The sequence below is a fragment of the Psychroserpens burtonensis DSM 12212 genome (assembly GCF_000425305.1).
Classification (GTDB): Bacteria; Bacteroidota; Bacteroidia; order Flavobacteriales; family Flavobacteriaceae; genus Psychroserpens; species Psychroserpens burtonensis.
The window spans coordinates 32,008-47,715 of the sequence record NZ_AUDE01000020.1 but is presented as its reverse complement, the minus strand read 5'-3'; the positions used below and the strand labels follow the sequence as shown (position 1 = coordinate 47,715).

Annotated in this window: 12 protein-coding genes; 10 read left to right on the top strand and 2 right to left on the bottom strand. The window is 33.7% G+C overall.

From position 1 onward, the window contains the following. The first annotated feature begins 4 nt into the window (after nt 1–4). Nucleotides 5–1,315, top strand: a complete 1,311-nt coding sequence (locus tag H593_RS0109480) for an amidohydrolase family protein (RefSeq protein WP_028872237.1) — start codon at nt 5–7, stop codon at nt 1,313–1,315. Nucleotides 1,316–1,398: 83 nt separating this feature from the next. Here the strand turns inward: H593_RS0109480 and H593_RS0109475 are convergent, their stop codons facing one another. Together H593_RS0109475 and H593_RS0109470 are read right to left on the bottom strand one after the other, a co-directional pair. After that, nucleotides 1,399–2,202 carry a DUF6503 family protein gene (locus H593_RS0109475; protein WP_028872236.1) on the bottom strand — a complete coding sequence of 268 codons (804 nt, stop codon included), beginning with the start codon at nt 2,200–2,202 and terminating at the stop codon, nt 1,399–1,401. Between the two features lie 116 nt (nt 2,203–2,318). Continuing rightward, nucleotides 2,319–6,722 carry a DUF7619 domain-containing protein gene (locus H593_RS0109470; protein ID WP_028872235.1) on the bottom strand — a complete coding sequence of 1,468 codons (4,404 nt, stop codon included), beginning with the start codon at nt 6,720–6,722 and terminating at the stop codon, nt 2,319–2,321. 200 nt (nt 6,723–6,922) lie between these two features. On the opposite strand from H593_RS0109470, the gene H593_RS0109465 reads away from it, so the two are divergent. From H593_RS0109465 to H593_RS0109425, 9 genes are all read left to right on the top strand, one after another. Beyond that, complete coding sequence (locus tag H593_RS0109465) at nt 6,923–7,723, top strand: TrmH family RNA methyltransferase (RefSeq protein ID WP_028872234.1); 801 nt, start codon at nt 6,923–6,925, stop codon at nt 7,721–7,723. A 184-nt stretch (nt 7,724–7,907) separates the two neighbouring features. Beyond that, nucleotides 7,908–9,140 carry a M48 family metallopeptidase gene (locus tag H593_RS0109460; protein WP_028872233.1) on the top strand — a complete coding sequence of 411 codons (1,233 nt, stop codon included), beginning with the start codon at nt 7,908–7,910 and terminating at the stop codon, nt 9,138–9,140. 106 nt (nt 9,141–9,246) lie between these two features. After that, entirely contained in the window at nt 9,247–9,567 is a 321-nt protein-coding gene (locus H593_RS0109455) for a hypothetical protein (RefSeq protein WP_147231862.1), read from the top strand. A 24-nt stretch (nt 9,568–9,591) separates the two neighbouring features. Further along, nucleotides 9,592–9,975, top strand: coding sequence for a hypothetical protein (locus tag H593_RS0109450; protein WP_028872231.1), 384 nt, complete (start codon nt 9,592–9,594; stop codon nt 9,973–9,975). Between the two features lie 48 nt (nt 9,976–10,023). Beyond that, the gene (locus tag H593_RS0109445; protein ID WP_028872230.1) at nt 10,024–10,344 is read left to right on the top strand and encodes a hypothetical protein; all 321 of its coding nucleotides are present in this window, start codon (nt 10,024–10,026) and stop codon (nt 10,342–10,344) included. Nucleotides 10,345–10,374: 30 nt separating this feature from the next. Next, nucleotides 10,375–11,523: a leucine-rich repeat domain-containing protein gene (locus H593_RS0109440; protein WP_028872229.1), complete on the top strand. Its 1,149-nt coding sequence runs from the start codon at nt 10,375–10,377 to the stop codon at nt 11,521–11,523. 89 nt (nt 11,524–11,612) lie between these two features. Then, nucleotides 11,613–13,817: a RelA/SpoT family protein gene (locus tag H593_RS0109435; RefSeq protein ID WP_028872228.1), complete on the top strand. Its 2,205-nt coding sequence runs from the start codon at nt 11,613–11,615 to the stop codon at nt 13,815–13,817. Nucleotides 13,818–13,925: 108 nt separating this feature from the next. Next, a complete protein-coding gene (locus tag H593_RS0109430) occupies nt 13,926–14,381 on the top strand; it encodes a Fur family transcriptional regulator (protein ID WP_028872227.1) in 456 nt (151 codons plus the stop codon). A 7-nt stretch (nt 14,382–14,388) separates the two neighbouring features. Further along, nucleotides 14,389–15,660: an adenylosuccinate synthase gene (locus tag H593_RS0109425; RefSeq protein WP_028872226.1), complete on the top strand. Its 1,272-nt coding sequence runs from the start codon at nt 14,389–14,391 to the stop codon at nt 15,658–15,660. Nucleotides 15,661–15,708: the final 48 nt, after the last annotated feature.

The following is a 15,708-nucleotide window of genomic DNA, read 5'->3' as shown; positions in this document are numbered from 1 at the left end:
ACCTATGAAAACACTCAATATAAAATTATTATACTTTACTTTACTTAGTTTTTCTGTAAGTATTGCACAACAAACACCAGCTCCTAAACAAAGCAAAACTATTGCAATAACAGGCGCTACAGCTCATATTGGAAACGGCACTGTCATTGAAAACAGTATTATCATTTTTGAAGATGGCACCCTTAAAACTGTTACTGATATGACACTAGTTAAAATGGACCTTACTGGTATGGAAGTCATGGCTGCCAATGGTAAACATGTCTATCCTGGATTTATTGTACCAAATTCCACATTAGGATTAGTAGAAATAAGTGCCGTGAGAGCTACAGATGACGTTTCTGAAATTGGATCATGGAATCCACATATAAGAAGTTTAATTGCCTATAATACAGAATCTAAAATCGTTGAATCTATGAGACCTAATGGCGTTTTATTAGGGCAAATAACACCTCGTGGTGGACGTATTTCTGGAACCTCTTCTATCGTTCAATTTGATGCTTGGAACTGGGAAGATGCGGTTGTAAAAGAAGATGACGGTATTCATATGAATTGGCCAAACAGTTTTTCTAGAGGTCGATGGTGGTTAGGAGAAGATCCAGCGATGAAAGTGAATGACAAATATGACGAACAAGTCACTGAAATTAAAGATTATTTTAACGCTACAAAAACGTATATGGTTGGTGATAAATCGGCAACACATTTACCTTATGAGGCTACTAACGGATTATTTAACGGTTCTAAAACCTTATACATCCATGTAGATGACGAAAAAGGAATAACAGATGCCATTAACTTTTCTAATGCTAATAAGGTGTCTAAAATGGTTATCGTAGGTGGTTATGAGGCCCACAAAGTTGCTGATATGCTTACACGTAATAATATCGCTGTTTTATTGCAACGTGTGCACAGCAGACCAAGTCTAACCGATGATGATTATGATATGCCTTTTAAATTGGCAAAATTATTAACAGATAAAGGTGTGACTATTGCTTTAGAAACTAGCGGACAAATGGAACGTATGAATTCCCGTAACCTTCCTTTTTATGCAGGAACGACTGTTGCTTATGGCTTAACTAAAGAACAAGCACTGCAGCTCATTACCCAAAACCCAGCTAAAATTTTAGGGATTGATGACACCTATGGAACTTTGGAGGTTGGAAAAAGCGCTACCCTATTTATTAGTGAAGGAGATGCATTAGATATGAGAACCAATATCTTAACCCACGCGTTTATTGATGGGAGACTACTGAGTCTAGAGACACATCAAACCGAATTATGGAAACGTTATTCTAAAAAACTAGAAACAGAGAATTAAAATTAAATTATTTATTAAAAAACCTGTCAAGTTTAAACTTGACAGGTTTTCTTTTATGAGTTACAATATCTCTAAAACGAACTCTATTTTATTCGTTCTGCATTTGCAGGCATAGCAAAGGATGACGCACCTTTTGAAGATTGCGTTAATACAACGTTTGTAAAATCTAAATGGTTACGTTTTGTCGTTGGTAAATTATTTTCAACATTATACCAAGTCAAACGTTTTGGTAATTTTAATCCGTTGACTGTTTGCCAATCACTATATTTTATGAAATGCCATTCCTTACTTTTTTCACTAGTAAAGAAAGTCACTGTATATCCCAACCAAGCCATTTCTCCAGTAGTTGGATTGTAATATAGAATATATTCATCTTCTGGTGATTCTCCTACTCCACCTTCATAAGAAATTTTAATTCCAGGATATGCTTTACCTTCAAACCTTAAGGGATCAACATCCTCATAGATAATACCATCGTCTGCTAAAATAAAAGGCATTGCATAGAAATAAAACATCAAATTATAATAAAACTTAGGGTTCCCATCATAAGCCGTTTTATCCTTATTCTGTAACCATACAACTTCTCCATCATACCCAATAGTATGCTTTGGCATTTCAATTATAGAATATCTATTATGTAAATCTGTAGTCGTGATTTCATCACCTGTTTCTTTAGACATTGTGAATTTTAAGGTATTCATTTTTCTCCAAGGGTCAATTCCACCATGTGCATTCATTACATTGGTAATATTTTCTGGATAAGCACTTGTAGTGACATCTAAATTCTCTTTAGAATAATCTATGAATTCAACGGTTTCTGGAGTTTTATTGTCTTTGCAAGACGTAAAAACTATGAATGCTACTATTACTAAACTTTTAAATGTCATTAATCGTGTGTTTTTAGTTGTTTGTTATTCCCTAACAGAAGACGAAGATAACAAGAAATGCTTACAAAAAAAGCCTCAATAATTTCCTGAGACTTTCCTGAATTAATTGCACTAGCTTATTCTATAATCAATTTTTTAACTCGGCTTTTATTATTTGTATTTAGTTTCACGAAATAGAGTCCGCTTTGTAAATCTGTAATATCTAATTCGAGATTATTTCCTTCGGAAATGTACTGTTCTAAGATTCGCTTTCCTTGGAGATCAATAATATGGACTGTTACATTTCCGAAGTGGTTAGCATTTAAGCGTATCGTCACTTTATCTTTTGCAGGATTTGGGAACATATCAAATGCCATGAAATTTGCATCTCCAACAGATAAATTATCTTCTACGAATACGGTATCAAATTGATTGGTAATTACAGGTGCATTAAAGTCAAAGAAAATGGCTGCTGTATTTGGGATGATATCTCCAATACTATACCCTGGATTTGGCTTAATTCTAAAGTAAACAAAACCTTGACTACCTTCTACATCATCTTGCTCTGCCGGTAAGTTGATATCTTCAAAGAACCACTCTAAATCAGTATCTGTTCTTGTGACCACATAATCATGACTTGATCTCAACATCTGGAATGTTGCTGCATCTAATTGACTATTTAAAGCATCATCTATTCTAACAAAATCTGCTTCAAATGTTCCTAAATTCTGGAAACGAATAGTATAATACAACCACTCATCTGATGCTGCAAAATCATCATAGTTTACTCGAGGACCATGAGATTCTCTTTTATCGTTTGGATCCCAAGAACCAACAACCAACTCAGATAATGTTGAGTAGTTATTGCTAGCCACTAAATCATTTGTATCTGTAACATAGTTTGCAGTATTAGTTACAATCTCACCTAGTTCTACTTCTGCAGGGCTAGTAAATGAAATCTGAATAAACTCTGCCTCTCCAGGTAGAAGGTTTACAAAATCTACTGTAAAACCTGTGGTTGTAGTGTTAATAACATAGTTAGGATTAACAAATGCTACACCATTATAAATAAGTTGCGGATCTGCAGTAAATTCTATACTACCAGAAACTATTGTTGTAAAGCCTAAATTTTCAAATACTAAATAATTAATATGATTAAATCCTGGTCTTGGTGGTGCTCCAAAGTTAATAAGATAAACCGCTAAGTCTTCACAACTTTGTTCTTCTACAACCGCAAAATCTAAAACTTCGGTAGTGCCATTAGCGACACTAATATTATCAAATACACTTGTTGCAATATCATAACATGGTAAAGACTCTTCATATAAATTAAATGTAATATCGTATAGATCTGTCTCACTAGTACTCAATATTTGAAATGAGCCAGTTGAAGAATTTACGGTATTGATATTTCCGTCGTTATTCTTTTCGTAAGTAAAGTAGCCGTTAGAGAAACTAAGCTCTAATCCATCAAAAATGGTATTTGCATTAGCATCTACAAAAGCGTTTACTTCAATTATTCCTACTGAAGTTGAGCAATAGACATCAAAATCAAACTGAATTGTACAGCAATCATTTCCTCCTGCACAACTCACCGTATTATCTGAATCAAAAGCTACAGTAATCGTTACTCCTGTGGATGTATAAGTCAATCCAGAAAAATCTCCATTATTTCCATAAGGCAAGGTTGGATTCATTATAGTGCCATCTGAATCTAATATGGTGATTTCATCAAAATTAACTTCGGTAGTTCCTGCATTAAAGAAAATAGTTAATGGTTCTCCACTATCGCTTTGAAAACTAAATTCTGAAGTATCATCATCATCGTAGCAATACATCGTATTTACGCCTCCCTCATCACAAACCACAGTTTGATTTGGATTAGCTCTAGTTGTAAAACTTTCTTCGTTACAATCTAAGGCATCACCATTAGCATTGTATGCTGTAATGGTTACATAATATGTTGTTTCATAATCTAACGTTCCAACATCATAAGCTAACACATTACCTACATCTTGATTATCGATAACTTCTGTACCGTTTGAAGTAATACCAACCGTTAATTTATAACCAGCCACTAAACCAGAAGCGGCAGTCCAAGTCAAATCTGTATTTTCATTGATATCAATATCTCCATTGACGGGAGTTGTTAAAACTGACGTACAGTTTGGTACAGCAGTCAAATCAACACAGCTCACATCATAATCTATAGGTGTGTAATTTTCAGTTGAGCAAGCGAAAACTTCATCAGAGTCTACATAAATAGTAAGTGTATCTCCTGAAGACATAAATGTTAATCCTGTAAGATCTCCATCATGACCATATCCAGAATATAACAAAGAACCATCTGTATCTAATACCGTTAATTCATCCCAAGTATTTTCTACTTGACCAGCATTAAAAACCACTTGTACTGGAAAACCATCTGCACTTGCATATGTGTATTGTTCTGCTGAATTAAGTTCATAACAATACGTGGTATTTACAGGACCTTCTGCACAATCAATAGTTGTTGGGCAATTCTCTGAAATAAGATCAAAAGCCCCAAAAGCGAAACATTCATCAGTAAGGTTACCTACTCTTATATACACTGTTTGAGGGTTTGATGTAGCCGTATATAGATCTGGATCAGCAAGTGCATTAGTTTGACTAAATACGTTACTGAAATTATCATAAAACGCAATATTGTAATTATTTGGATCTAATCCGTTTAATACATCTGGAATGATACTCGTTAAATCAAAAACACCATTAGTACCACATGACACTAAAGTTTGTGGTGCAGTGATATTTGCAGCTTCACCTAAATCTACTTGAACTTCTGCAAAACCGGTACAACCTGTTAACGTATCTGTAACAGTCACTGAATATAATCCAGCTTCAAAAACTACAATTTCTGGGTCTATTTGACCATCGTTCCATAAATAGTTAAATCCTGCTCCAGATCCTCCATTTACAAATGGCGTCAATACAATTTCGTTACCAGAACAAACTGTGTAAGGACCATTAAAGTCTACTTGCGGATTTAAATTAAAATTCACAAAAATATTTTCAATCGTATTATCTCCAGTTCCAACCTCTTCTACTCTAACAAAAATTGTTGCCGAATTACCACTAATGGCAAAACTACTAGGATTAGTAATCGGGTTTGTTTGGGAATCTGCTTCTGCCTCAGTTAAGTAATATTCAAATATGAAATTTGAAGTATCTTCACCGTTAACCAAAGTCGTTTCTTCTACTGTTAAATCTACATCCACAGGAATATTAGGATCATCAGCACATATATTTAGAATGGAAGATGAAGATGATACACAATTGATATCAACAATAAGTTCTAATGGTGATACAGTAGCACAGTCTCCAACGATAGAACTTACTCTAATATAAATCACTTGACTAAGTTGAACAATATTGTTATATGGCGAGATAAGTGAGTTTAAGTCATTAAGCGCATCAGCTTCTGATTCATGAAACGTAACAACTAACGTAGGATTATCAACAGCACCTATAATTTCTAACATTTGACTCTCTAAATCGAACGATGCAAAACCATCGTCATCATCATCACAAACTATAAACGAATCTGGAGTATCTACTTGAAATGTTGTTAAAATAACTTCTGCTTCATCAAAAGACTCGCATCCATCTGCTGTAAAAACTTGTAATTGATAATAGCCTTGTTCAACAACTTCTAATATAGAAAACGTTTCTCCTACTAGAATAAAACCATCTACATACCATTGGTATTGAAAATCTGGATTATTCAATAAAGAATCTAAAATAATACTTCCACCTTCACAAATTTCATAAAGATCTAGTAATTCTGGTTGGGGAGCCACATTAACGAAAAGAGTAAACGAGGTTTGTTGCACATTACCAGTTGAAAGATTAATGACACTAACATAAATCAATTGTGGGTTGACTGTATTGGCATAAGGGCTAACAAGCGCATTAGTCATGTTATCTGCATCCTGCTGTGTTACGTAATACGTTACTATATAATCACTTGGGGATAAACCAGATAAAATTTCTTGATCTTTTTGTGTTAAGTCAAAATCATAAAAACCATCAGAGTTTTCATCACACACAAAATAATCAGTAGGTTGATTGATTTCAAAATCTTGCGTTTCGCAAAATACTTCAGCAGTCCAACCCATAGTTGTACCACTAGCGTCACTGGTAAAATTAATAGTTAAACATCCAGAAGCGTTATCTGCTGAGATAAACCCAGGATTATTTGTTCCTGAATACGTCCCAATTAATGGACTATCGGCAGATGCACCATCATAAATACTCAATACATCAAGATTTGCTTGTGTTGAGAATTCACTAAAGTTTATCGTCACTAACTCTCCATCAGTTGGTGGACATAATGTTAATGTCAAATTTTCGTTGTTACCATAATTAGAAGTAACATCTCCTGTATCTGTTAAGACAAAATCACATTCTGTCCAAGCACCATCTTGCATAACAAGATTTTGGGCATTTGTAAGAAAAGAAAAGAAGAGAACAATTAGCGGAAAGAGTAATTTTGATTTCATAAATAAGTGTTTGATTGGTTGTTATAAGTTACAAATACATATCAAAAAGACAATAGATTCGTATACTAGTATAACATGTATGTTTTTAATTTTCCTACCCTTTAATAAAATATGTATTAAATTCTATACCAAGATTAATGCAGAATATGTTTGATAAAATGTAAATTTGTTAACTCTTAAATATCTTGAATTTTAACACAATGCACTATAAAGAAATTTCGAGCACACAAAACCAACTGATAAAACAAATTCTTGTTTTAAAAGACAAATCTCGAGAACGCAAAAAAACGGGTCTTTTTATTATTGAAGGTCAGCGTGAATTAGTATTAGCAGTAAAGGCTAATTATAAGATTACGTCTGTTTTGTTTTATCCAGAATTAATATCTCCAGAGGATTTAGAGGTTCTCATTTCTTCGGAAATTGAACGCATCAAAATTTCTAAAGATGTATTTGAAAAATTGGCATATCGCAGTTCTACAGAAGGCATAATCGCTATTGCTGAAATGAAACAGCATAAACTACAAGATTTAAAATTTCCGAAGACAAACCCCTTAATACTCGTTGCCGAAGCTCCAGAGAAACCTGGGAATATTGGAGCCATTCTTCGCACTGCAGATGCTGCTCATGTAGATGCTGTGATTATTGCTAACCCAAAAGGTGATTTGTATAACCCAAATATTATAAGATCTAGTGTTGGTTGCCTGTTTACCAATCAAGTTGCTGTTGGTGACACTGATGAGATAATTATATTTTTAAAAGACCATAAAATTTCTATTTACAGCGCTATTTTACAGGAAGCAGTCAATTATCACGAACAGGATTACACACAATCAACTGCAATTGTGGTCGGCACAGAAGCCGATGGATTGAGTGACTCATGGCGAAAAGCCTCTACTCAGAACATTAAAATCCCAATGCAAGGCGAAATTGACAGTATGAATGTCTCTGTCGCAGCAGGAATTTTGATTTTTGAAGTTAAAAGGCAACGTCGTTTTAATTAAGTCCATTTTATTGAGAGTTTTAATGGACATGAAAATTGTACAGCACTTGGATAGCTTCGCATTGTACTTTAAACGACAATATATTTTCAATTCAGCACTGCATAATGTGACAATAGAAATTAAATATAACTTAGTCTCTATTGAAGACAAATAGCGATTATCTTTACAATTGTAAAACAACGATATGACTTACATAACTCTTTTCTACATCATCATTTTTATAATTAGTATCAATTTCGTTATTGACAAGGTTTTAGATTACCTCAATGCAAAAAATTACGATAATCCAGTTCCTATTGAATTAGAAGATGTCTATGACGATACCGAATATAAAAAATCACAAGCCTATAAAAAGACCAATTATAAATTTGGGCTTTGGAGTTCTTTGTTTTCTTTAGTGCTCACTTTAGGGTTTCTCTTTTTAGACGGATTTGAATACGTAGATAACTTCGCTAGAAGTTATAGCGAAAACCCAGTTATCGTTGCTTTAATTTTCTTCGGGATAATTATGCTTGCCAGTGATTTGATGTCTACACCCTTTAGTTATTATAAAACCTTCGTTATTGAGGAACGCTTCGGATTTAATAAAACCACTAAAAAAACATTTGTCCTTGATAAGATTAAAGGCTTGATTATGATGGCTGTTTTAGGTGGTTTGATTCTAGCACTCATCATTTGGTTTTACCAGCAAACACAAGAGTTGTTTTGGCTTTATACTTGGGGAATTGTGACACTTTTCACAGTACTCATGAATCTGTTTTATTCTAAATTAATTGTTCCACTTTTTAATAAACAAACACCTTTAGAGGACGGCACTTTGCGTGATAAAATTTCAACTTATGCATCATCGGTTGGTTTTAATCTTGATAAGATATTTATCATTGATGGTTCTAAACGCAGTACAAAAGCCAATGCTTACTTTTCTGGTTTTGGAAGTGAAAAAAGAGTGACACTTTATGATACCTTAGTTAAAGATTTAGACGAAGAAGAGATTGTGGCCGTTTTAGCCCATGAGGTTGGACATTATAAAAAGAAACATATTGTTTTTAATTTATTGGCATCTATTGCTTTGACAGGGGTAACACTTTATGTATTGTCTGTATTTATTTCAAATCCGTTATTATCAAACGCACTTGGTGTTGAGATCCCAAGTTTTCATGTGGGATTAATTGCTTTTGGGTTGCTCTACTCGCCTATTTCTGAACTCACAAGTTTAGTAATGAATCAACTCTCATGTAAATTTGAATACCAAGCAGATGATTATGCAAAAAACACATACAGTGCAGAACCTTTAGTCTCTTCTCTTAAAAAATTATCCAAAAATAGTTTGAGTAATTTGACGCCTCATCCTGCCTATGTGGCGATGCATTACTCCCATCCTACGTTGTTGGAGCGGGTTAAAAATTTAAGGAAATAGCAATCGGTTTTTATTAGCATTATTTCTTAATTTTTTAAAAAAAGTAATGTCTTACGCAACCTTTTTATAATTTTTGCATCTTTTAATGGAGCAAATACCAACCGCTATGAAAATAACTACTAAACTATTCTTCCTTTTCTCATTGACATTGACACTTCAAAATTGTGAAAAAGAAGATGATGGGTCTCAAAATGATAATAATGATCCAAATTTAGAAGCTAACGATCTTATATTTCAATCTGAAAACTTTGGAAACACAACCACAGGAAACTTTATTGGACTCGTCACAAACGAATCTGGTAAGAAATTATCAAACGTTCAAATTACCGTTGGTAATGTCATTACTTCTACAGATCGTAATGGGCTATTTATTCTAAACGATGTAGAGGTTTTTGAAAATTTCGCTTACATAAAATCCTATAAATAAGGTTATATCAATGGGTCTAGGGTTGTGATTCCAAAAACAGATGGTGTAAACAGATTAGACATTGTATTGTTAAAAAAAGAAGTTACTGCTGTGATTAACTCTGGTGAGAGTTCTATAGTAACTGAACCTAATGGTATTAAAGTACGGTTTCTAGGAGATTTTATAAATCAAGATGGTAATCCATACTCAGGACAAGTAGACGTTGTTTTAGATTATATTAGACCAAATAATACTGCCACTTTTACTAGAATGCCAGGAGGTCTATTTGCACAAACGACTGAAAATAATGCTGTAATTTTAGAAACTTACGGGATGGTTTCAGTGAATTTATTTTTACCATCTGGCGAAGAATTAAATATAGATGAAAATAGTTCTGCAATTATAGAATTTCCTGTAGATTTTAGCTAAACGGATATCGCTCCAGAAACAATACCGCTTTAGTATTTAGATGAAGCTGTGGGCTATTGGAAAGAACAAGGTGAAGCTTTTAAAGTAGGTAATAAATATTTTGCAGAGGTTAATCATTTTACATGGTGGAACTGTGATTTACCTTTAGACTATGTAAATCTATGCTTTTCAATTACTTCAGGTACTTCTGAAGCCTCTACTCCATACTTAGTATTGATGAAACGCAATAGTACCGATCAAATTATTTATTTTGGAAATGTGCAATCAATTGATGGAGCACAATGTAGATTAATACCTCAAAATGAAGAAATCACATTATCAATTTATAGCACTGGAGGTAAATGTAATAATCAATTGGTACATGAATAAGTATTAGGTGGTTATAGTTCTGACTCTAATGTGAATATTTCATTTTCTGAAGAATTTCAAACGACAACAATTACTGGAGCAGTTACAAATTGTAATGGCACACCTCTAACTAAGGGTTATGTTTTCGTTGATCAATACAATACAATTAGTATTACTGATGGCATTATTAATATAGGATTACAACATTGCATGATAACGACAACACAGATTCAAATTTTTGATTTTGAGACTAGTCAATGGACTATTTCAAACGAGATCACATTAAATGGAGAAACCATAAATCTTGGATTATTAAGTACATGTGAAGATGTTGGAGGAATATTCAATGGAGATGTTACATTAACAAGTCAAACAGAGGTTAATGAATTTGGTCAGTTCAGTTTTATAAGTGTAAATGGTGATCTTCGTATTGCGGATGATGCTGGAGATATTGTTGATTTAACTCCATTAGAAACTTTAACAACTATTACTAGTCTTATAAGTGTTTTTAGTAATGAAAACCTAGAATCTCTTAATGGGCTTCAAAATCTTGAAACTATAGGAGGCAGATTATTTATTGGGAGCAATACTTCGCTAACGACATTATCTGGTTTAGATAGCTTAGAAAGTGTAACTGATTTATCAGTTATTGATAATCCGATATTAATATTATTAGAAGGTTTTAGTAATATCTCTAATATTACTGGTCGTTTTATTCTAGAAAACAATGATATGCTTACCTCATTAAATGGATTGGAATCCATTACATCGTTAACAAGCATATTATTAAAAGATAACGACCAATTGGCGCTAATAAACGCTTTAAGTAATTTGTCAAGTTTAAATGGACTCGCAGTTTATAATAACGATGCTTTAATTACACTTATTGGATTAGAACAAATCACAGAACTATCAACACTTTGGGTTGCAAATAATGAGGCTTTAATAGAGCTGTATGGTCTAGAAAATTTGACAACAGTGACCGCCAATCCTGTTTTTCCGTCCATATTGATAGGTTTTGGGATTTTTAGTGATACTGTTGACCCAGGTCCAAACCCCAACTTAACAGATTTTTGTGCACTAGAAGGTTTGTTTGCAAATGGAAACGGTTTGTCAATCCAAGAAACCATCCAAATTGATAACAATGCCTACAACCCTTCACCACAAGATATCGCTGATAGTAATTGTAGTCAGCAATAAAATAATAATTCAATGGGTTTTGTAAACTTCTTAAAACAAAACCCCTAAAACTCATTGCACATTACATATGTTATTCTTACTTTAGTTCTATGACAGAGGAAGCTATAGAAAAAGAAAATGCAGAGATTGCAAAAGCCTACAAAAACCTCCTTAAAGTAAGTTATCAAACACTTACAAAAGAGGATAAAAAACTCATTCGCCAAGCGTTTGAAGTGGCCTTAGATGCGCATAAAGACCAGCGACGTAAGTCTGGAGAAGCTTATATTTTTCATCCTATTGCTGTGGCAAGAATTGTGGCGAGTGAGATTGGATTAGATGCCACAAGTATTGCTGCTGCCCTACTCCATGACGTTGTTGAGGACAGTGCAGATTATACAAAAAATGATATTGCACGTCTCTTTGGAGAAACTGTTGCTCGCATTGTTGATGGCTTAACAAAGATTTCATCATTGAGCAAAGAGACAGATGTGTCTACCCAAGCAGAGAATTTTCGTAAAATGTTATTGACCCTTAATGATGATGTACGTGTTATCATTATTAAAATTGCAGACCGTCTCCATAATATGCAAACCATGGACTCGATGAGACTTGACAAGCAAGAGAAAATTGCTTCAGAAACCTTATACATCTACGCGCCTTTAGCCCACAGAATAGGGTTGTATAATATCAAAACCGAACTTGAAGATCTCGGTATGAAATACACTGAGCCTGAAGTCTATAATGACATCTTAGAAAAGATGCAGGAAAGCAAAAAGGAACAAGATGAATATATCAAAGCCTTTTCTAAAGTTATTGTAGATTCTTTGGATAAAGAAGGTTTAAACTATGACATTAAAGGCCGACCAAAATCTATTTATTCCATTAGAAAAAAAATTGTGAAACAGGGTGTAGATTTTGATGAGGTCTACGACAAGTTTGCGGTTAGAATTATTTATAAATCAGATATTAAAAACGAAAAGTTCCTTGCTTGGAAAATTTATTCTATTGTAACAGATCATTTTACACCTAACCCAACTCGTCTTCGCGATTGGATTTCATCACCTAAATCAACCGGTTATGAGGCACTTCATATTACGGTAATGGGTCCAAAAAACAGATGGGTAGAAGTACAAGTTAGAAGCGAACGAATGAATGAAATTGCAGAGAAAGGCTACGCTGCACATTATAAATATAAAGAAGGAAATACAGAAGATGCTCTGGACACCTGGATTAATAAATTACAAGAAGCCTTAGAAAGCAACGAAACGAATGCTGTCGATTTTGTGGAGCAGTTTAAGCTCAATCTCTATTCAAAAGAAATATTTGTATTCTCACCCAAAGGAGATATAAAATCTTTACCTAAAGGAGCTACACCTCTTGATTTTGCATTTAGTGTACATACTCAAGTTGGTATGAAAACTAAAGGCGCAAAAGTAAATGGCAGACTCGTACCATTAAGTCACGTGCTCAATAGTGGAGATCAAGTTGAAATTTTAACTTCGGAAACGATAAAACCAAACCGGAACTGGCTGGATTATGCAACAACCGCTAGAGCACTGAGTAAGATAAAATCAGCGCTTAAAGCAGATAAAAAAGACGCTGCAGAAGAAGGCAAAGAAATCCTTAGACGAAAACTCAAACAACTCAAAATTGCATTGGATGAGAAATCAGTTAACGAAATGGTTACTCATTTTAAATTAAAAACAAGTTTAGATCTCTTTTATCGCGTTGGAATTGGCACTATAGACAACCCAATGCTAAAAGACTACGCGTCGTCTAAGAGCAATATGTTTATGAATTATATTAAGAATAAAATTCGTAAACCTTCAGTTGCACCAGATCTTGACAAAGACGAGATTACATCAAAATATGACCAGCTGGTTTTTGGTAAAGAAGAAGAAAAATTAGATTATAAGTTATCGACCTGTTGTAATCCTATTCCTGGAGATCCAGTATTTGGGTTTCTAACGATAAATGATGGAATTAAAGTTCATAAAAAAAATTGTCCAAATGCCCTAAGCATGCAATCTAATTATGAATATCGCGTCATGATAGCCAAATGGATAGATTCTTCTCAAGAAGTGTTTGCAACTCAAATAAAACTATCGGGAATTGATGACTTAGGATTAGTAAACAACATAACACAAGTCATCTCTTCTAATATGCATGTCGATATGAAAAGTATTAGCTTTGAGTCTAATGATGGTATTTTCACAGGGAAGATAAACGTTGTTGTTCCTAATATTACGATACTAAAAAAACTCATTGATAATTTGAAAAAAATTAACGGAATTGATAAAGTAAATAGAATTTAAAAATCAAAAAAACCAATGTGCTTTTTTTGGCAAAAATTTATAATTTATTTGGTGTAAAAATGTGTAAATTTGAAGCCTGATGAATTGAAAACTCAACACGAGTTAAAAATGAGTGAAAAAACAGCACAGACTAACCAAGAGATTGTAAAAAACGTTTTTACAAAATTCCTAGAAGATAAAGGCCATAGAAAAACTCCTGAACGCTATGCAATTCTTCAGGAAATTTATGATAGTGAAGAACACTTTGATATAGAATCTTTATATATCAAAATGAAAAATAAAAACTATCGTGTAAGTCGAGCGACCCTTTACAACACCATTGAAATTTTAATGGAGTGTGCTTTGGTTAGAAAGCATCAGTTTGGCCAAAACCAAGCGCATTACGAGAAATCTTATTTTGACAAACAACATGATCATGTTATAATGACAGATACTGGTGAAGTCATAGAGTTTTGTGATCCTCGCATTCAATCTATCAAAAAAACCATAGAGGAAGTTTTTGATATTTCTATCTCTAACCATTCTCTTTATTTCTACGGAACAAAAAACAAACCAACAAACTAATTACACAATGGCAGTAGATTTACTACTAGGATTACAATGGGGCGACGAAGGCAAAGGAAAAATTGTTGATGTACTCACCTCAAAATACAATATTATTGCTCGTTTTCAAGGAGGACCAAATGCAGGTCACACTTTAGAATTTGACGGAATTAAACATGTATTAAGAACGATTCCTTCTGGGATTTTTCATAAAGAGTCTATGAATGTTATTGGTAACGGTGTCGTCATTGATCCTGTTGTGTTTGTGCAAGAATTAGACGGATTAGACCAGTTTAAGTTAGACTACAAGTCAAATCTAATTATTTCTAGAAAAGCACATGTAATTCTTCCTACGCATCGGTTATTAGATGCTGCATCAGAAACCTCTAAAGGTAAAGCTAAAATTGGCTCTACTCTAAAAGGTATTGGTCCAACATATATGGATAAAACTGGTCGTAACGGAATTAGAATTGGCGATCTAGAATTACCAAATTGGAAAGAAAAATATAGAGCTTTAGCAAATAAGCATGAAGCCATGATTGGATTCTATAATGTAGATATTCAATATGATTTAAAAGAAATGGAAGATGAATTCTTTACAGCTGTAGAGCGTTTAAAAGAATTACAATTCATAGATAGCGAAGAGTATTTAAACCAAGCCTTAAAAGCTGGAAAGCCAATACTAGCAGAAGGTGCCCAAGGTTCATTATTAGATATTGACTTTGGAACATATCCTTTTGTTACATCATCAAACACAACTGCTTCTGGAGCATGTACAGGTTTAGGTGTAGCACCAAACAAAATTGGTGAAGTATTTGGGATCTTCAAAGCATACACAACTCGTGTAGGTTCTGGCCCGTTTCCTACTGAATTATTTGACGAGGTTGGTGCAGAAATGGCTCGTATTGGTCGTGAGTTTGGTGCCGTTACTGGAAGACCAAGACGTTGCGGTTGGTTAGATTTAGTTGCACTTAAATATGCTTGTCAAATTAATGGCGTCACACAGTTAAGTATGATGAAAGGGGATGTCCTTTCTGGATTTAAAACCTTAAAAGTGTGTACTACTTACAAATACAAAGGGCAGACTATTACGCATTTGCCATTCAATATAGAAGAAGAAAACGTCACTCCTATTTATACAGATTTTAAAGGCTGGAAAGAAGATTTGACAAAAATGCGTGAGGTGTCTCAATTTCCTTCGGAATTGAATGCATATATAGCATTTTTAGAAAAAGAATTAGAGATTCCTATTACTATTGTTTCTGTAGGACCAGATAGGACTCAGACTATTAATCGATAGTATTTAGAATTAAACATAATAAGCACGAGATATTAGTAAAATAATATC